The organism is Buttiauxella sp. (genome assembly GCF_049686335.1).
Taxonomy (GTDB): Bacteria; Pseudomonadota; Gammaproteobacteria; order Enterobacterales; family Enterobacteriaceae; genus Buttiauxella.
The window spans coordinates 469,816-486,352 of sequence record NZ_JBAVHX010000010.1; the positions used below are offsets into that span (position 1 = coordinate 469,816).

The window sequence follows — 16,537 nt, forward strand, 5'->3', positions numbered from 1 at the left end:
TAAATGCCAGTGAAAAACACTGGTTGTTTCCCTTATGATACAATTTAAATGATTTGAGATGATACCATTCATAGATTATTGCACTTTCCGTATTTATCCGATTGCTTTATGATACGGGTAACATGCGAAACCTTATTGCGTATGCGCCTGGACTCGTATGGAAGAGAGCAATGGGTTTTACATGACCTTTGGGGATAAAAAAATGGACTGGTTTGTTGATGACTTTTCAACGTATCTATATGGATTGAAAATTATCGCTATTACTCTGGCGATACTGATGTTAATTAGCGGCATCGATGACTTATTTATTGATATCGTCTATTGGGTTCGCCGTATATGGCGATCGGTGACGGTCTATCGCAAAAATGATTATCTGGATTACAAAGCCCTGTATGAACCACAGGAAAAGGCGCTGGCGATTATGGTTCCCGCGTGGAACGAAACCGGCGTTATCGGAAATATGGCCCGGCTTGCTGCAAGCTCCCTGGATTACGAAAACTATCATATTTTCGTCGGCACTTATCCGAATGATCTCGACACACAACGCGATGTTGACGACGTCTGCGCACGCTTTCCGAATGTCCATAAAGTGGTGTGCGCACGCCCTGGTCCCACCAGCAAAGCCGATTGTCTGAATAACATTCTCGACGCTATTTTGCAGTTCGAACGCAGTGCCCGTTTTACTTTCTCCGGCTTTATTCTTCACGATGCAGAAGATGTGATTTCACCACTCGAATTACGCCTGTTTAATTATCTTGTCGACCGCAAAGATTTAATTCAAATCCCGGTCTATCCGTTTGAACGTAAATGGACGCATTTCACCAGCCTCAGTTATCTGGATGAGTTTTCCGAACTGCACGGTAAAGATGTTCCGGTTCGTGAAGCTTTGGCAGGCCAGGTTCCGAGCGCAGGCGTGGGCACCTGTTTTAGCCGTCGTGCAGTATTAGCACTGTTGGCCGATGGTGACGGTATCGCTTTTGACGTGCAGAGTTTGACGGAAGATTACGACATCGGGTTCCGTTTGCGTCAAAAGGGCATGGAAGAAATCTTCTGCCGATTCCCGGTGGTGGATAAAAGTGACACCTCGAGTAAACCCTTTGGCCAGCGCGCCCGTACCGCTAATGTTATCTGCGTGCGCGAATATTTCCCGGACACTTTTACCACCGCAGTGCGTCAAAAATCGCGCTGGATAATCGGCATTGTCTTCCAGGGCTTCAAAACCCACCGCTGGAGCTCAAGTCCGGTTCTGAACTATTTCTTATGGCGAGACCGTAAAGGGGCCATCGCCAACTTTCTGAGCTTTGCCGCGATGCTGGTGATGTTACAGTTGGTCGCAATCATGATTTATCAGCGCAGCGTGGATGGGGCATGGCAATTCCTGTCGATCTTTGTCGGCGGCCCATGGCTCACCACATTGCTGTGGATTAACTTCGGGCTGATGACCAATCGCATTGTTCAACGCATGATTTTCGTCACCGGCTATTACGGGCTGGGGCAAGGGTTGCTGGTACTCCCACGTCTGTTCTGGGGCAACCTGATTAACTTTATGGCCAACTGGCGGGCAATTAAACAGGTTATTCAACACGGCGACCCGCGTCGTGTTGCATGGGATAAAACCACCCACGATTTCCCGACCGTCAGCGACCAACGTTCCACCCAGCCACTGGGTTATATCCTTGTGGATTCAGGCGTGATTACCCAACAACAACTTGAACAAGCCCTGCAAAACCGCATTCCGGGCCTGAAACTGGGCGGCAGCCTGGTACAAATGGGTTATATCACTGCTGAACAGCTTGCGGTTGCACTGGCAAAACAGGCTGAAGTGCCGATGGAGTCCATTGACTCACTGGCGCTGGATCCCCAGTTGATCAACAGCATTCCGGCTAAAGTCGCGCAACACCATGCGGTGCTGCCGCTGCGTATTGAAGGCGAGAATCTGATTGTTGCCTGCGAAAACGCCATCGATCCGGTTTCACTCTCTGCACTGAGCCGCAAAGTGGGTCGTCCGGTCAAATACGTCGTCGTACCTCGTGGTCAGGTAGTGATTGGCCTGCGCTACTGGTACGGTGCTGAAGAGTTACTGAAAGAAAAACGATTACTGGACAATGCCGTCAAGGAACAGCTTCTCAGCAAGTCACAAGCTGCAGACCTGTGGGATAAATACGTTTCCGGACAGTTGCTGTTTGCCGAAGTGCTGACAACCGAGTCCCATCTTAACGAAGCCGTGCTGCGCGCGGTGTTACTGCGCTATGAGCGCAGCGATTTGATGTTTGGCGAATACCTGGTGCAAGAAGGCGTTGTCAGCCAGCACGTGGTCAATCACGCACTCGAACAGCAGAAGAAACTGCAACCGTCCCTGAACCAGTTGCTGCAAAAGGCGGGCATTAATCCATTGCAACAGGCTCGTCTGGCTGGAGAGACGTTATGAATATCCGTCTGAACCCGCTGGCCGTACTGGTTTGCGGTGCATTGATTATGACGCCTGCACTGGCAGCAGAAGAAGGAACAAAACAAGATCTGGGCTTAAACGATTACAGCTACTTCAAGGTGTATCCGCATATTGAGCGGGCGCACAAAGCCATGAAAGCCAATGACGAAACGCGGGCGCTGAGTAGCTTTGAACATGCCCATGAAATGGCGCCTGAAAGTGTGCGTCTGTCATTATGGCTCGCAGAGGCTTATCGCTATTTTGGGCACGATAAGAAAGCGCAGGCATTTTTGAATGGCGAGCTCCAGAAACAACCGCAAAACCCTGATTTACAGCGAGCGCTGGCGGCCATTCCGGTTCCTGTTCCACGAGTAAACACCCTTGGGGATCTGCTGGCGCTGCAAAATAAGTGTGATGCAGAACCAGGCGTTGAGTGTCGCAGCCAGGTCGGAAACTATGCTATCAAGCTCAATCAGTTAGACATCGCTCGCGCCCAATTATCAGACCCGAAATTCCGTCACACCAAAGCGGCTCAACAGCTAACGGATAACTACATCCAGCGTGCGATTTACAGGCAGCAGTGGGCAGCAGCGGACCAGGGTTACGCGCTGTTAGATAGCGACGCCACCCTGACCGAGGCACAGTACCAGCAGTGGTTTGCCATCTTGCTACATATGCGTCGTGACCAGCGAATTCTGGATTTGCAAAACCAGGGCGTGATGAACAGCCCAGGGATGCAACTTGCCTATGCGCAATCGCTGGCGGAACGCCATGCGATAACGCCACTGCGCCACTATCTCACCAGCCGTCAGCCGGTGTTTACAAATCCTGCCGAAGAACGTAACTGGCTACGCTTACTGGCAACTTACTGCCAGGATCCCGGCAAGGCGGTTGCTAACTGGACGGTCAGATACCCGGAAAACCAGCAGTATCTGTTAACCACACTGGTACCCATACGTATCCAAAAAGGCGACTGGAACGGGGCGAGTGCCATGCTCAGCAAATTCCCGGATGAAGAGGGGCTTGATCAGCGCCTGGCGTTGAGTCTGGCTCGTAAAGACACTCAATCCAGCATGCAGTTAATCAGTAAAATCAACCAGACGCGCGGCTTGTCATCGCAAGAGCTGGAAAGAGCCAGTTACCATCTGGTTGCTATGGGCCAGGGGAAAATGGCCACTGACTTGCTGCTGCATTACTGGCCGTTTAATCAGGCTGGTGAATGGCAGGATTCGCTCTCGATGCGTTTGTACGGCCAGCTTGAGCGTCATCCTGAATGGCTTTCAGCGCAAAGCAGAGCACGTCTGCAAAACCCCTTACCGACGGCCACACAACGTATGGCACAGGCGCGGTTGTTTCAGGGGCCACAAAACTGCGCCATCGTGCGCAATCTGCTAGGCGATTTGTCAGCACAGTATGATGCCGAAAGCTGGTCGCATCTGGCGCAATGCTATCCGAACCAGCCTGGTCTCGCGCTGTATGCCGCGCAACAAGCGGTGGCGCGTGATCCCGCACCCTATTATCAACGGCAGGTGGCTTATCTGGCGTATGACGCAGAAGATTATGCGCTAGCCAAAGCGAGTTGGGCGCGCGTTCCCGCGTCAGAAAGACCGAATCTGAAAACAGACTCTGCGCCAGAAATGGATGACGCCGCACGAGGCTTTGCGCTGTTAGCGCAAGGAAACCACGCTGAAGCCCGCGACGCACTGGAAAAAGCCCGTGTTACTCATCCGGACTCACCGGAAATCCTGCGCCAACTGGTGTATCTCAACGAGCGTCTGGACAATAAACCGAAAACCCGTGAGTACAGCGAACGGGTGGTGGATGACATTGATAACACCCTCACGCCGCAGCAACAGCTGAGCGATAAACAGAAGGCAGACCGCTTTGCGTTCCGCCGCATCCATGAGGACAGTCAACGTCGTTGGACCTTCACATACGATGGTTCATTCGGTTTAACTCCAGATTCCATCAATAGCGGTGGTGGCAGCAACGGTGTTCAGCAGGGCAAAAATTATCGCAGCTATCAGCAGTTCGAGGCGGAGTATCGAATCGGTAAAAACCAGCTTGTCGACGGCGATCAGCTTTCCGTTTACAGCCGTGTGTTTGCCGGGAGCGATGATAACGGCAGCCACAGCTTTATGCCGGTTTATGAGCCGATGCTCGGTCTGGGCGTGCGCTGGAAACCGCTGCGTGACCAGGTTATTTATCTGGCGGCTGAACAGCAAATTCCACTGAGCCATAACGGCGGTAAAAGTGATGTGATGTTGCGCGCCAGCGCCTCATTCTTTAATGGCGGAAAATACAGCGATGACTGGCATCCCACCGGAAAGGGCTGGATGGCGCAAAACCTGTATCTGGATGCGGCGCACTTCGTGAAAGCTGACTATCAACTGTATACCGCGGATTACCGCATGAGCTGGCATCAGAAAGTGAACAACCACCAGACGATTGAGCCTTACTGGCATGCGCAGTATAACGCCAGCACCGACAGCCCTTATCGCGATAATACGCTGGGAGGCGTCGGGGTGCGGCTCAATAGCTGGTTTGGCGATTCGCGCTACAGCGCTTTCCCGCACAAGGTCAGCGTGGGCCTGGAATATCAACGGGCACTCTCCGGGCATAACCGTGAAACCGATTCAAAAAATAATCTCTTCCTGACATTAGGAGCGCGTTGGTAATGATGAAAATCCTTTTAACCACCTTGCTTCTGGCCGCACCTGCGAGCCATGCCATGAATGCCGTGATGTATCAACCTCAACTGCGCGATACCAACGTCTCCGATGCCCAGTGGCAAAGTGTAATGAGCAAACTTAAAGGGCAGGGAATCGACACTCTGGTGTTGCAGTGGAGCCGTTACGACGAGGCGTTTACCGGTGGGGGATCTCGCGACTGGCTTGAGCATAAAGCGAAAATCACTACCGCAAGTGGTCTGAAACTGGTTATCGGTCTTGCGGCGGATGGGCAGTTTTTTGAGCGACAAAAACAACCGCAACCGGCACTCGAAAACTATCTCAACCAGTTACGCGCCAGGGATGTTGCGGTCGCCCGGCGTTGGGTAGAAGTGCTTGGGGAGAAGTCGATTGCTGGCTGGTATATCAGCAGTGAACTTGATGATCGAAGGTGGCGTAACCCGCAAATGCAGCAGGTCGCTGAAAACTGGCTGCAAAAAACGCGGGTATCGCTGGAAGCCGTCGCGGATAAGCCCGTTGCGGTCAGTAGCTTCTTCGCCGGAAACATGACGCCGGATTCCTACAACAAATGGGTTACCACGCTGAGCCATAGCGGTGTAAAGGTCTGGGTGCAGGATGGCGGGGGAACGCAGGTGTTAACGGACGCTGAGCGCGCGTTGTATCTGCAAGCGCCCTCTGCGGGGAAGGTTATCGAGCTGTTCCGCCAGGACAAGCAGGCCAAAACGTTTACAGCGCAGCCTGCACCGGCGGCGTATCAGCAGAAATGGATGTCGACTCCGGTCCCGCATGGGCAGGACCGGATTTACTTTTCATTGCGTTATATGAGTGCCGCCAACGGGGTGTTGGCGAGGTAAAACTTGTGTCGGATGACGCTGCGCTTATCCGACCTACGGTTGTTGCTTATGTCGGATGACGCTAACGCTTATCCGACCTGGGATTTGGGTTTTGATGTTGGGTTTTGTAGGGTGGATAAGCGTTAGCGTCATCCACCGTTTTCGTCTCAGGATTTAAACCCCGCCGCGCTCATCAACAACCGGAACCCCATCCCCACGGCGGTCAGTGCCAAAACACTGCCGCCCCATAACACCACCATCCACATCAAACGAATACCCACCTGCTTCATCAGTGATACCCCTCGCCATGCGGTACTTTTCCGCGAAAAACGTAATAACTCCAGAAGGTGTAAACCAAAATAATCGGGATAATAAACAGCGCGCCAACCAGCATAAAGCCCTGGCTTTGTGGCGGTGCGGCGGCCTGCCACAGAGTTATCGACGGCGGGATCAGATACGGCCAAATGCTGATACCCAATCCGCTAAAACCGAGGAAGATCAAACCCAGGGTGAGCAGAAATGGCGTGCTGTGCCAGCTAGTTTCGCTGCCGGCTGATTTCCATATCAAGGCGCTACATATCAGCACTAAAATCGGTACCGGCAACAGGAACCAGAGATTCGGCAGACTAAACCAGCGAGTCGCAATTTGCGGATGTGACAGTGGCGTCCAGATGCTGATCACCGCGATGATCATAAGCATCATAATCAGCAATGGTTTTATCAGTTTACGCATGGTAGTGAGCAGTGGATCTTCGCTTTTCATCACCAGCCAACTGGCACCCAGCAGCGCATACGCCACCACCAGTCCGAAGCCACAGAACAGATTAAACGGTGTTAACCAATCGAGCTGGCTGCCGCTAAAAGTTCGGCCCGTCACCGGGAAGCCTGAAATCACTGCACCGACTACTACGCCCTGGCAAAACGTCGCCAGACTCGAACCGCTAATAAACGCTTTGTCCCAGAATGGCCGGTGAGCAGGCGTGGCTTTAAAGCGGAATTCGAACGCCACACCACGGAAGATCAGCCCGATAAGCATCAATGAAAGCGGAATAGTCAGCGCATCAACAATCACGGCATAAGCCAGCGGGAAGGCACCAAACAGTGCTGCACCTCCTAACACCAGCCAGGTTTCGTTGCCGTCCCACACCGGTGCAACGCTGTTGACCATCACGTCGCGGTCTTGCGCATCGCGCACCAACGGGAAAAGTATCCCAATACCGAGATCAAAGCCGTCCATCACGATGTACATCAGGGTGGAAAACACAATAATCACAAACCAGATAACTGACAGATCGATGCCCATTAACGTGGCTCCTCAAGTGAGTCTGTAACCGCCGAAAGCGGGCGAGAGGGAGTGCCGTGAGCAGAAGGTGTATCGTCATCAAATGGCTGCGGGCCTTTCCTGATAAGCCTGACCATATAGCTGTAACCCACGCCAAATACCGACATGTACACCACAAAGAACGTCAGCAGGCTGATGCTCATCTGCAAATTCCCGTGCGCTGAAACGGCATCTTTGGTGCGCAACAAGCCATACACCACCCACGGTTGGCGGCCCACTTCGGTTGTCACCCAGCCTGCAAGAATCGCAATCAGCCCGGATGGCCCCATCCACAACATAAAGCGCAGGAATGGGCGGCTTTCGTATAACCGGTGGCGATACCGCAACCACAAGCTGAACATGCCCGCCAGGATCATCAGCATGCCAAGTCCCGCCATAATGCGGAATGACCAGAACACCATGGTGGAATTTGGCCGGTCTTCTTTCGCGAACTCTTTGAGCGCGGGAACTTGTTTATCCAGGCTATGGGTAAGGATCAGACTGCCAAGCGCCGGGATTTCCAGCCCGTAACGCGTGCGTTCCTGTTCCATATCCGGCCAGCCAAACAGCAACAGTGGCGTGGGTTCGCCAGGCACGTTTTCCCAGTGCCCCTCAATGGCGGCAATTTTCGCCGGTTGGTGCTTCAGAGTATTCAGGCCGTGCATATCACCAATCATCGCCTGCAGGGGGGCGACGATGAGCGCCATCCACAACGCCATCGAAAACATGGTTTTGACCGCTGGCGTCTTATTGCCGCGCAGCAAATGCCATGCCGCCGACGCTCCGACAAAAAACGCACTGCTCAAAAACGCTGCCACCGACATATGCAGCAAGCGGTAGGGGAATGACGGGTTAAACACCACCGCAAACCAGTCGACCGGCACCACCTGGCCATTGTGGATTTCAAACCCTTGTGGCGTCTGCATCCAGCTATTGGATGCGAGGATCCAGAAGGTGGACATCAATGTGCCGAGTGCGACCATACAGGTAGCAAAGAAATGCAGCCCCGGCCCGACGCGCTTCCAGCCAAACAACATGACGCCAAGGAAGCCTGCCTCAAGGAAAAACGCCGTCAGGACTTCATAAGTGAGTAACGGCCCGGTGATGCTGCCAGCGAACTGCGAAAAGCCGCTCCAGTTAGTACCAAATTGATAGGCCATGACCAGGCCAGACACCACGCCCATGCCAAAGTTAACGGCGAAAATCTTCGACCAAAAATCGTAAAGCGAACGGTAAACCGGATTTTTTGATTTCAGCCACAGCCCTTCCAGCACCGCCAGATAACTGGCAAGCCCGATGGTGATGGCCGGGAAAATAATATGGAAGGAGACCGTAAAAGCGAACTGGATCCTTGCCAGATGAAAAGCGTCTACATCAAACATGCACAACCTCATAGCACAATAACTTCGAGGCTATGTTAGAGCGTTGCGCAGCGATTAATCAGAAACAGAAAGCGGTTATTTAACTATAACAGTTTGCATAAATGGCGTATTTTTAGATGACTGATATAGACAGCAAGCACAGGTTTACCATGAAGAAATACCAGCAACTTGCGCAGCAAATTATTGACCAGATTGCCCTTGGTGCCTGGTTGCCAGGGGGTAAACTTCCGTCACTACGTGAGCAGGTGACGATGAGCGGCATGAGTTTTATGACGGTCAGCCACGCCTATCAAACCCTCGAAAGCCAGGGCGTGATTGTCGCCAGGCCGCAGTCGGGTTATTACGTGGCGTCCCGACCCGCTACACGCAGCACGCTTGCACCCGTGAAAGTGACACGCGACGAATCAGTGGATATTAATACCTACATTTTTGATGTGTTGCAGGCCAGTTGCGACGCCACCGTCGTGCCATTCGGCTCGGCTTTTCCTGACCCGCGTTTATTTCCCCTTCAACAATTGAATCGCTCGCTGGCGACGGTCAGCAAAACCGCCACCGCCATGAGCGTGATTGAAAACCTGCCGCCGGGTAACGAAGCCTTGCGGCACGCTATTTCCCGGCGCTATGCGCAGCAGGGAATGCAGGTCTCGCCAGAGGAAATCGTGATCACCGCTGGTGCGCTCGAAGCGCTTAATCTCAGTCTGCAAGCGGTTACCGAACCCGGGGATTGGGTCATCGTTGAAAACCCCTGTTTCTATGGGGCGCTACAGGCACTGGAACGTTTACGTTTAAAGGCGCTTTCCGTGGCCACCGATCCGCAAAATGGGATTGACCTGGTCGCCCTGAAACAGGCGCTTAATGACTATCCGGTGAAAGCCTGCTGGTTAATGACCAACAGTCAAAATCCGCTTGGCGTGACACTGTCACCTAAAAAGAAACAACAACTGGTAGCGTTACTACAGCAGCATAATGTCACGCTGATTGAAGATGATGTTTACAGCGAATTGTATTACGGGCGCGAGCGTCCGTTACCGGCCCGTGCCTTTGACGAGCAAGGCATGACGTTACATTGTTCGTCCTTTTCAAAGTGCCTGGTGGCGGGGTTTCGCATCGGTTGGGTAGCCGCAGGCAAACATGCGCGGCGTATTCAGCAACTGCAATTAATGAGCACGCTTTCCACCAGTTCGCCTATGCAACTGGCACTGGTTGATTATCTGGCGACCAAACGTTACGACACCCATTTACGCAAACTCCGCCGTGTTCTGGCGGAACGTAAACAGCAAACCTGGCAGGCGTTGCATCAGCATTTCCCCAGTGAAGTGAAAATTCATCACAGTGAAAGCGGCTATTTTCTGTGGGTTGAATTACCTGAATATATGGATGCCAGCCTGCTCAGTGAACAAGCGATTGCCGATAAAATCAGTATCGCCCCAGGCAAAATGTTTACTACGGGCGGCGCATGGCATAATTATTTCCGTCTTAATGCATCCTGGGCGTTAGGCGAACGAGAACAACATGCAGTCATTACGCTGGCAGGTTTAATTCGACAACAAATCAAGGAGTAAACATGGAATACCAGACCGAACGCCTTATTTTGCGCCCGTGGAAGCCCAGCGACCGCGAACCGTTTGCGGCAATGAATGCCAGTCCAGAAGTCATGCGTTACTTCCCAGATACCCGCACTCGCGAGGAAAGCGACACTATGGTGACTGCGATTGAACGCATACTTGCGGAAAAAGGCTGGGGTTTTTGGGCGGTCGAGGAAAAAAGCAGCGGGGCGTTTATCGGCTTTGTTGGCCTGAATATTCCGGGTTATGAATTGCCTTTCCAACCGGTGATTGAAATTGGCTGGCGTCTGGACAGTTCGTTTTGGGGCCAAGGTTACGCGCCAGAAGCGGCACGTAAAGCACTGGAAATCGGTTTCGACCAATTCGCAATGGACGAAATCGTCGCCTTTACCGCGCTGGAAAACCTGCCATCCCAACGCGTGATGGAAAAAATTGGTATGCGTCGTTGCGAAGAGTTTGACCATCCTGCTATTCAGAAAGGTCAGCCGCTGTGCCGGCATATTTTGTATCGCGTGACCAAAAACCAATTGCAATAAAGCGCGGGATATTCCACCGCGATCACAAAACTCTGCCGTATCAGCGAAACGCATCGATAATCGCACAACAATTCGATTACCGCCGTTGACGTTACGGCAGAGAAACTCCTATTGTCAGAAAACGCCGTTTGGTTTGCATAACGCCGTAAGGCATAAGGAGAGATGAATGCTATTTAAAGTTGAGATGACGGTAAATATTCCACTCGATATGCCGGTGGAAACGGCCGCTGAAATTAAAGCGCAAGAGAAAGCTTATTCACAGCAACTTCAGAATGAAGGTAAGTGGCGGCATATCTGGCGTGTGGCGGGGCTTTATTCCAATGTCAGCATTTTTGATGTTCAGGATGCCGAAGAGTTACACAATCTATTAATGGGCTTACCACTTTATCCGTATATGGACATTAAAGTTGATGCGCTGTGCCGCCATCCGTCATCGGTTCGCAGCGACGATAAATAAAAAAACTCAGCAAAAAAAATAGTTCTTGAACACATCTCGCAAATTTGCGACATTTTGTCGCATTGCGCGATGTTATGCGCGTAGACTTATTCACAACTGAAGGTCACATGGAGGTGATGGAGTATGAACATGGCTATTAGCATACGGTTAGATGACCAGTTTGTAGCGGATGTTAAAATTCACGCCGACGCCTGCAGCCGGAGTGTGCCAAAACAAATAGAGTATTGGGCGAAGATTGGGCAAATCGTAGAAGATAACCCTGATCTGCCGTACAGCTTTATTAAAGAAACCATGCTGGCACATAGCGAAATGGAAAATGGCAGAGTGCAAAAATATGTCCGCAGAACAAAACGGCAAAACCCTGACAGTGTATGAAACTGCTCGCTTTGGAAAGGCGCTGGAGAAACTGCCTGAGCCTTTCCAGGTGCAGGTGGAAAATGAAATTGACAAGGTCATCGCTGATCCAGAAATTGGTGAGCGAAAGAAGGGCGATCTTGGGTATTTACGGGTGCATAAATTCCATCTGAACAACCAGTTAGCGCTATTAGGCTATAACTGGCAGGATGCACGGCTTGAACTCTATCTGCTTAGCCTTGGCGCGCATGAAAACTTCTATGAAATGCTCAAGCGCCAGCGTAAATCAGACCTGCGACTCATTGAAACTCAGGGCCGATAACCGGCCCTTTTTTTGGCCGACGATCAGGACGTAATCTCAATCAGATTACCGTCCGGGTCGGCAATCACCGCCTCGTAAAAACCATCCCCCGTCCAGCGGGCTTCGTGGACTAAAGCGCCCAGCGGCTTTAGTTCTGCCACCAGCTTATCAACGGCTTCGACCGAACCGAGACCGATCGCAATATGTGCCCAGCCGGTGCGGTTATCCTCCAGAGCGGGTTTATTCACAAGCCCTGGGAGCGTCATGAGTTCCAGCGCCGGGCCGCTGCTCAGCGTCACAAAATGGGAGATAAACCCTTCGCGGCGCTTCGAGTGATAAGCCTCACCAATTTGAGCATTGAAATGGTCGCGCCAGAAAGCGCACGCCTTCTCAAGGTTATTGGTCCACAAGGCAATATGAGCAACCTGCATTTTTTACCTCCATCCATATGAAATTTCGATAGTTGCGTAATTCTGAGTGTGCATTTCAGCGCTTCGTTTAACGCTCACCTACACTTTAAAAATCATCCAGTTACCAAAGCAAGACTGGCATTTACCGTTAACCATTTACTGCGTTGTCTATCACAACCTGGTGAAATTTCCTGCCGCCAGCATGCTCGCCATATTTACGCAGACTATTGTTTTTTTACGGGGATTTTTTTTGCTCTTTCGGCACCGATTTCTCATGCCGTGCCGCCTTTATCATTCCGACAGGAGTAGCAGCAATGCGTACAAAACAGGCTATATGGACTCTATCCACACTCTGTTTGACCGTGCTTTCTGCACAGGCGGCAGGGCTTCCAGACAAAATTGGTGATGGCGAAGGGCAGCTCGATATTATCGCCTGGCCGGGTTATATCGAGCGTGGCGATACCGACAAAGCCTATAACTGGGTGACTGATTTCGAAAAAGAGACCGGTTGTAAGGTGAACGTGAAAACAGCAGCCACCTCCGATGAAATGGTCAGTTTGATGGCGAAGGGCGGTTATGACCTGGTCACCGCGTCGGGGGATGCGTCGTTACGTCTGATAATGGGCAAACGCGTGCAACCGATTAACACGTCGCTTATCCCAAACTGGAAAAATGTTGATCCTCGGCTGGTTAAAGGATCGTGGTTTAACGTCGACGGCAAAGTGTACGGCACGCCCTATCAGTGGGGGCCGAACCTGCTGATGTACAACACCAAAACCTTCCCAACCCCTCCTGATAGCTGGAGTGTGGTGTTCGTCAAACAAGATTTACCTGACGGTAAAACCAACCAGGGCCGCGTGCAGGCCTATGACGGGCCAATCTATATTGCCGATGCGGCGCTGTTTGTGAAAGCCACGCAACCGCAACTGGGCATTAACGACCCGTACCAACTGACGGAAGAACAATACCAGGCTGTCCTGAAAGTGTTGCGTGACCAACACGGCCTGATTCACCGCTACTGGCACGACACCACCGTTCAGATGAGCGACTTCAAAAATGAAGGTGTTGTCGCCTCCAGCGCGTGGCCATATCAGGCCAACGCCCTGAAAGGTGAAGGCCAGCCGATCGCCACGGTATTCCCAAAGGAGGGCGTCACCGGTTGGGCGGACACCACTATGCTGCATGCTGATGCGAAACACATGAACTGTGCCTACAAATGGATGAACCACTCGCTGACGCCGAAAGTTCAGGGGGATGTCGCTGCCTGGTTTGGGTCTCTGCCAGCGGTGGCAGAAGGGTGTAAAGCCAGTACTCTGCTGGGCGATAAAGGCTGCGAAACCAACGGCTTTAATTACTTCGATAAGATCGTGTTCTGGAAAACTCCGGTAGCAGAAGGCGGGAAATTTGTACCGTACAGTCGCTGGACCCAGGATTACATCGCCATTATGGGTGGCCGTTAAGCCTGGAGGCGTTATGCCGTACGCTGTGCAGTTTCATGATGTTTCGCGCCTTTACGGAGAGGTTCGCGCTGTCGATAACGTCTCGATTGATATCGAAGACGGGGAATTTTTCTCCATGCTCGGGCCATCAGGCTCGGGCAAAACCACCTGCTTACGCCTGATTGCCGGATTTGAACAGGTCACTTCCGGCGAAATCGCGATTTTTGGCAAACCGGCACAACACGTGCCGCCTTATCAGCGGGACGTTAATACGGTTTTCCAGGATTACGCCCTGTTCCCACATATGACGGTGCTGGAAAACGTCGCTTACGGGTTGATGGTAAAAGGGGTGGATAAAAAAACCCGGCTCGCCAAAGCGCAGGAAGCGCTTGAGCGCGTGGCGCTGGGTTTTGTTCATGCTCGTAAACCTTCACAGCTTTCAGGTGGCCAGCGCCAGCGCGTGGCATTAGCGCGCGCACTGGTGAATCGCCCGCGCGTGTTGTTGCTCGACGAACCTCTTGGCGCTCTGGATCTTAAACTGCGCGAGCAGATGCAGGGCGAGTTGAAAAACCTGCAGCGCGAGTTAGGCATCACCTTTATCTTCGTCACCCACGACCAAAGCGAAGCGTTATCGATGTCCGACCGCGTGGCGGTGTTCAATAACGGGCGTATCGAGCAGGTGGATACGCCACGTCAGTTGTATATGAAGCCGCGTACTGCATTTGTCGCGAGTTTTGTCGGTACCTCAAACGTGCTGCAACCGGCGCTTTCCGGGAAAGTCTGCGGTGAAGAAAAGTTATTTTCGCTGCGCCCGGAACATATCGTTCTCAGTGATGAGCCGGGCCACAGCCACGAAATCCGTGTCAGCGGCATGATTCAGGAAATCCACTACCAGGGTGCAGCAACGCGTTTTGAATTGCGCCTTCCGGATGGTGAAAAACTGTTGGTCAGTGAGGCGAATCCACAACGTATTATCAGCGAAGAGCGCTATCAAATCGGCCAGCAGGTCACCGCAGTCTGGCCCCGTGCGGCGATGGTTGCGCTGCAGGGGGAAGGATGAAATGGATATGAGTCTGCCTGCCTCCCATCCTGACAACCGCCTGATGCGGCGCGTCGCCACCTTTTTGTGGCAGCGCCCTGGCTTCTGGCTGGCCTTATTATTGCTGCCGCCGCTGCTGTGGTTTGGCGTGATTTACCTTGGCTCTTTGCTGACGCTGCTGTGGCAAGGGTTTTACACCTTCGATGATTTCACGATGTCGGTCACGCCGGACCTGACATTTGCCAACATTGCCGCACTATTTAACCCGGCTAATTACGACATCATCCTGAGAACTCTGACGATGGCGATTGCGGTGACGCTCGCCAGCGCGGTGTTGGCTTTTCCGATGGCGTACTTTATGGCGCGTTACACCAGCGGCAAGCTTAAAGCGTTTTTCTATATTGCCGTGATGCTGCCGATGTGGGCCAGTTACATCGTTAAGGCGTATGCCTGGACGCTGCTGTTATCACGCGATGGTGTGGCGCAGTGGTTCCTCGGCCATATGGGGCTTGAGCCGGTGTTAAATCTGATGCTGACCATTCCGGCAGTGGGCGGTAACACGCTGTCTACTTCCGGATTTGGCCGCTTCCTGGTGTTTCTCTACATCTGGCTCCCGTTCATGATTTTGCCGATTCAGGCCGCCCTTGAGCGTTTGCCGCCGTCATTGTTACAGGCGTCGGCCGATTTGGGCGCTCGCCCATCGCAAACCTTTCGTCATGTGATTTTACCGCTGGCCATTCCGGGTGTCGCCGCAGGTTCAGTATTTACGTTCTCACTGACGCTCGGTGATTTTATTGTGCCGCAACTGGTGGGGCCGCCGGGGTATTTCATCGGCAACATGGTTTATTCGCAACAAGGGGCGATTGGCAATATGCCGATGGCGGCCGCCTTCACGCTGGTGCCGATTGTCCTGATCGCCATTTATCTGTCACTGGTGAAACGACTGGGGGCTTTCGATGCACTCTGAACGCGCACCGTTACTGCTCAAAATTGCCGCCTGGGGCGGGGTGATCTTCCTGCATTTCCCGTTGCTTATCATTGCGCTTTACGCGTTTAACACCGAAGAAGCGGCGTTTAGCTTTCCACCTAAAGGGCTGACGCTGCACTGGTTTAGCGTTGCGGCGTCGCGAGGGGATATTCTCGAAGCGGTGACGTTGTCACTTAAAATTGCCTCGCTGGCAACTATACTTGCTTTGATACTTGGCACGCTTGCTGCAGCGGCATTGTGGCGACGCGAGTTCTTTGGCAAAAACGCCATCTCTTTATTGCTGTTGTTACCCATTGCTTTGCCGGGGATTATCACCGGCCTGGCGCTGTTAACAGCCTTTAAGATGATGAATTTTGAGCCGGGGTTTTTCACGATAGTGGTCGGACACGCGACATTCTGCGTGGTGATTGTGTTTAACAACGTCATCGCCCGTTTCCGTCGTACCTCATACAGCTTGATTGAAGCGTCGATGGATTTGGGTGCCGATGGCTGGCAAACCTTCCGCTATGTCATTTTGCCCAATCTGGGCTCGGCGTTATTAGCCGGAGGTATGCTGGCGTTCGCGCTGTCGTTTGATGAAATTATTGTCACCACTTTTACTGCCGGACATGAGCGCACCCTGCCGTTGTGGCTCCTCAATCAACTTGGGCGCCCGCGCGAAGTTCCGGTTACGAATGTGGTGGCGTTAATGGTGATGCTGATGACCACCATTCCGATTCTAGGGGCGTACTGGCTGAGCCGTGGCGGAGATGACGTCGCGGGCAGCGGTAAATAACGTTGAGAAGGGTATCACT

The 16,537-nt window shown here is 52.4% G+C and carries 16 protein-coding genes; 12 read left to right on the top strand and 4 right to left on the bottom strand.

The genetic code is table 11. From position 1 onward, the window contains the following. Nucleotides 1–202 precede the first annotated feature (202 nt). Genes nrfB through WBL83_RS11050 form a run of 3 tightly spaced genes read left to right on the top strand, consistent with a single transcriptional unit; the run spans nucleotide 203 to nucleotide 5,972 of the window. Nucleotides 203–2,428, top strand: a complete 2,226-nt coding sequence (gene nrfB / locus WBL83_RS11040) for a cyclic di-3',5'-guanylate-activated glycosyltransferase NrfB (protein ID WP_424589182.1) — start codon at nucleotides 203–205, stop codon at nucleotides 2,426–2,428. Next, entirely contained in the window at nucleotides 2,425–5,106 is a 2,682-nt protein-coding gene (locus tag WBL83_RS11045) for an NfrA family protein (RefSeq protein ID WP_424589183.1), read from the top strand. The genes nrfB and WBL83_RS11045 overlap by 4 nt, the downstream gene beginning before the upstream one ends. After that, nucleotides 5,106–5,972, top strand: a complete 867-nt coding sequence (locus tag WBL83_RS11050; protein ID WP_424589184.1) for a DUF4434 domain-containing protein — start codon at nucleotides 5,106–5,108, stop codon at nucleotides 5,970–5,972. Before WBL83_RS11045 ends, WBL83_RS11050 begins: the two co-directional genes overlap by 1 nt. A 146-nt stretch (nucleotides 5,973–6,118) precedes the next feature. Here the strand turns inward: WBL83_RS11050 and WBL83_RS11055 are convergent, their stop codons facing one another. From WBL83_RS11055 to WBL83_RS11065, 3 genes are read right to left on the bottom strand one after another with little or no spacing between them, the layout of a single operon-like run. Then, nucleotides 6,119–6,241 (bottom strand): DUF2474 domain-containing protein, encoded by a 123-nt coding sequence (locus WBL83_RS11055; RefSeq protein ID WP_424589185.1) that lies wholly within the window; start codon nucleotides 6,239–6,241, stop codon nucleotides 6,119–6,121. After that, a complete protein-coding gene (cydB, locus tag WBL83_RS11060) occupies nucleotides 6,241–7,254 on the bottom strand; it encodes a cytochrome d ubiquinol oxidase subunit II (RefSeq protein ID WP_424589186.1) in 1,014 nt (337 codons plus the stop codon). The genes WBL83_RS11055 and cydB overlap by 1 nt, the downstream gene beginning before the upstream one ends. After that, the gene (locus WBL83_RS11065) at nucleotides 7,254–8,654 is read right to left on the bottom strand and encodes a cytochrome ubiquinol oxidase subunit I (RefSeq protein ID WP_424589187.1); all 1,401 of its coding nucleotides are present in this window, start codon (nucleotides 8,652–8,654) and stop codon (nucleotides 7,254–7,256) included. Before WBL83_RS11065 ends, cydB begins: the two co-directional genes overlap by 1 nt. Nucleotides 8,655–8,803: 149 nt before the next feature. Between WBL83_RS11065 and WBL83_RS11070 the strand changes: the two genes are divergently transcribed. The 5 genes from WBL83_RS11070 to WBL83_RS11090 all read left to right on the top strand — a co-directional run bounded on the left by WBL83_RS11070 (nucleotide 8,804) and on the right by WBL83_RS11090 (nucleotide 11,888). Beyond that, the gene (locus WBL83_RS11070; RefSeq protein WP_424589374.1) at nucleotides 8,804–10,216 is read left to right on the top strand and encodes a PLP-dependent aminotransferase family protein; all 1,413 of its coding nucleotides are present in this window, start codon (nucleotides 8,804–8,806) and stop codon (nucleotides 10,214–10,216) included. A gap of 2 nt (nucleotides 10,217–10,218) precedes the next feature. Next, complete coding sequence (locus WBL83_RS11075) at nucleotides 10,219–10,755, top strand: GNAT family N-acetyltransferase (RefSeq protein WP_424589188.1); 537 nt, start codon at nucleotides 10,219–10,221, stop codon at nucleotides 10,753–10,755. A 166-nt stretch (nucleotides 10,756–10,921) separates the two neighbouring features. After that, the gene (catC, locus tag WBL83_RS11080) at nucleotides 10,922–11,212 is read left to right on the top strand and encodes a muconolactone Delta-isomerase (RefSeq protein WP_424589189.1); all 291 of its coding nucleotides are present in this window, start codon (nucleotides 10,922–10,924) and stop codon (nucleotides 11,210–11,212) included. A gap of 129 nt (nucleotides 11,213–11,341) precedes the next feature. Further along, complete coding sequence (locus WBL83_RS11085) at nucleotides 11,342–11,587, top strand: TA system antitoxin ParD family protein (protein ID WP_424589190.1); 246 nt, start codon at nucleotides 11,342–11,344, stop codon at nucleotides 11,585–11,587. Next, nucleotides 11,547–11,888: a type II toxin-antitoxin system RelE/ParE family toxin gene (locus tag WBL83_RS11090; protein ID WP_424589191.1), complete on the top strand. Its 342-nt coding sequence runs from the start codon at nucleotides 11,547–11,549 to the stop codon at nucleotides 11,886–11,888. The genes WBL83_RS11085 and WBL83_RS11090 overlap by 41 nt, the downstream gene beginning before the upstream one ends. Nucleotides 11,889–11,911: 23 nt before the next feature. Here the strand turns inward: WBL83_RS11090 and WBL83_RS11095 are convergent, their stop codons facing one another. After that, the gene (locus WBL83_RS11095) at nucleotides 11,912–12,298 is read right to left on the bottom strand and encodes a VOC family protein (RefSeq protein ID WP_424589192.1); all 387 of its coding nucleotides are present in this window, start codon (nucleotides 12,296–12,298) and stop codon (nucleotides 11,912–11,914) included. A 293-nt stretch (nucleotides 12,299–12,591) separates the two neighbouring features. Between WBL83_RS11095 and ydcS the strand changes: the two genes are divergently transcribed. The 4 genes from ydcS to WBL83_RS11115 are packed head-to-tail and all read left to right on the top strand — an operon-like array spanning nucleotide 12,592 to nucleotide 16,518. Then, entirely contained in the window at nucleotides 12,592–13,737 is a 1,146-nt protein-coding gene (gene ydcS / locus WBL83_RS11100) for a putative ABC transporter substrate-binding protein YdcS (RefSeq protein WP_424589193.1), read from the top strand. A 13-nt stretch (nucleotides 13,738–13,750) separates the two neighbouring features. Next, nucleotides 13,751–14,776, top strand: coding sequence for an ABC transporter ATP-binding protein (locus WBL83_RS11105; protein WP_424589194.1), 1,026 nt, complete (start codon nucleotides 13,751–13,753; stop codon nucleotides 14,774–14,776). 7 nt (nucleotides 14,777–14,783) lie between these two features. Then, nucleotides 14,784–15,722, top strand: coding sequence for an ABC transporter permease (locus WBL83_RS11110; protein WP_424589195.1), 939 nt, complete (start codon nucleotides 14,784–14,786; stop codon nucleotides 15,720–15,722). Then, complete coding sequence (locus tag WBL83_RS11115) at nucleotides 15,712–16,518, top strand: ABC transporter permease (protein WP_424589196.1); 807 nt, start codon at nucleotides 15,712–15,714, stop codon at nucleotides 16,516–16,518. The genes WBL83_RS11110 and WBL83_RS11115 overlap by 11 nt, the downstream gene beginning before the upstream one ends. Nucleotides 16,519–16,537: the final 19 nt, after the last annotated feature.

Coding starts and splice junctions, on each gene's coding strand:
- nrfB (WP_424589182.1), top strand. CDS start 203: ATGGACTGGTTTGTTGATGACTTTTCAACGTATCTATATGGATTGAAA.
- WBL83_RS11045 (WP_424589183.1), top strand. CDS start 2,425: ATGAATATCCGTCTGAACCCGCTGGCCGTACTGGTTTGCGGTGCATTG.
- WBL83_RS11050 (WP_424589184.1), top strand. CDS start 5,106: ATGATGAAAATCCTTTTAACCACCTTGCTTCTGGCCGCACCTGCGAGC.
- WBL83_RS11055 (WP_424589185.1), bottom strand. CDS start 6,241: ATGAAGCAGGTGGGTATTCGTTTGATGTGGATGGTGGTGTTATGGGGC.
- cydB (WP_424589186.1), bottom strand. CDS start 7,254: ATGGGCATCGATCTGTCAGTTATCTGGTTTGTGATTATTGTGTTTTCC.
- WBL83_RS11065 (WP_424589187.1), bottom strand. CDS start 8,654: ATGTTTGATGTAGACGCTTTTCATCTGGCAAGGATCCAGTTCGCTTTT.
- WBL83_RS11070 (WP_424589374.1), top strand. CDS start 8,804: ATGAAGAAATACCAGCAACTTGCGCAGCAAATTATTGACCAGATTGCC.
- WBL83_RS11075 (WP_424589188.1), top strand. CDS start 10,219: ATGGAATACCAGACCGAACGCCTTATTTTGCGCCCGTGGAAGCCCAGC.
- catC (WP_424589189.1), top strand. CDS start 10,922: ATGCTATTTAAAGTTGAGATGACGGTAAATATTCCACTCGATATGCCG.
- WBL83_RS11085 (WP_424589190.1), top strand. CDS start 11,342: ATGGCTATTAGCATACGGTTAGATGACCAGTTTGTAGCGGATGTTAAA.
- WBL83_RS11090 (WP_424589191.1), top strand. CDS start 11,547: ATGTCCGCAGAACAAAACGGCAAAACCCTGACAGTGTATGAAACTGCT.
- WBL83_RS11095 (WP_424589192.1), bottom strand. CDS start 12,298: ATGCAGGTTGCTCATATTGCCTTGTGGACCAATAACCTTGAGAAGGCG.
- ydcS (WP_424589193.1), top strand. CDS start 12,592: ATGCGTACAAAACAGGCTATATGGACTCTATCCACACTCTGTTTGACC.
- WBL83_RS11105 (WP_424589194.1), top strand. CDS start 13,751: ATGCCGTACGCTGTGCAGTTTCATGATGTTTCGCGCCTTTACGGAGAG.
- WBL83_RS11110 (WP_424589195.1), top strand. CDS start 14,784: ATGAGTCTGCCTGCCTCCCATCCTGACAACCGCCTGATGCGGCGCGTC.
- WBL83_RS11115 (WP_424589196.1), top strand. CDS start 15,712: ATGCACTCTGAACGCGCACCGTTACTGCTCAAAATTGCCGCCTGGGGC.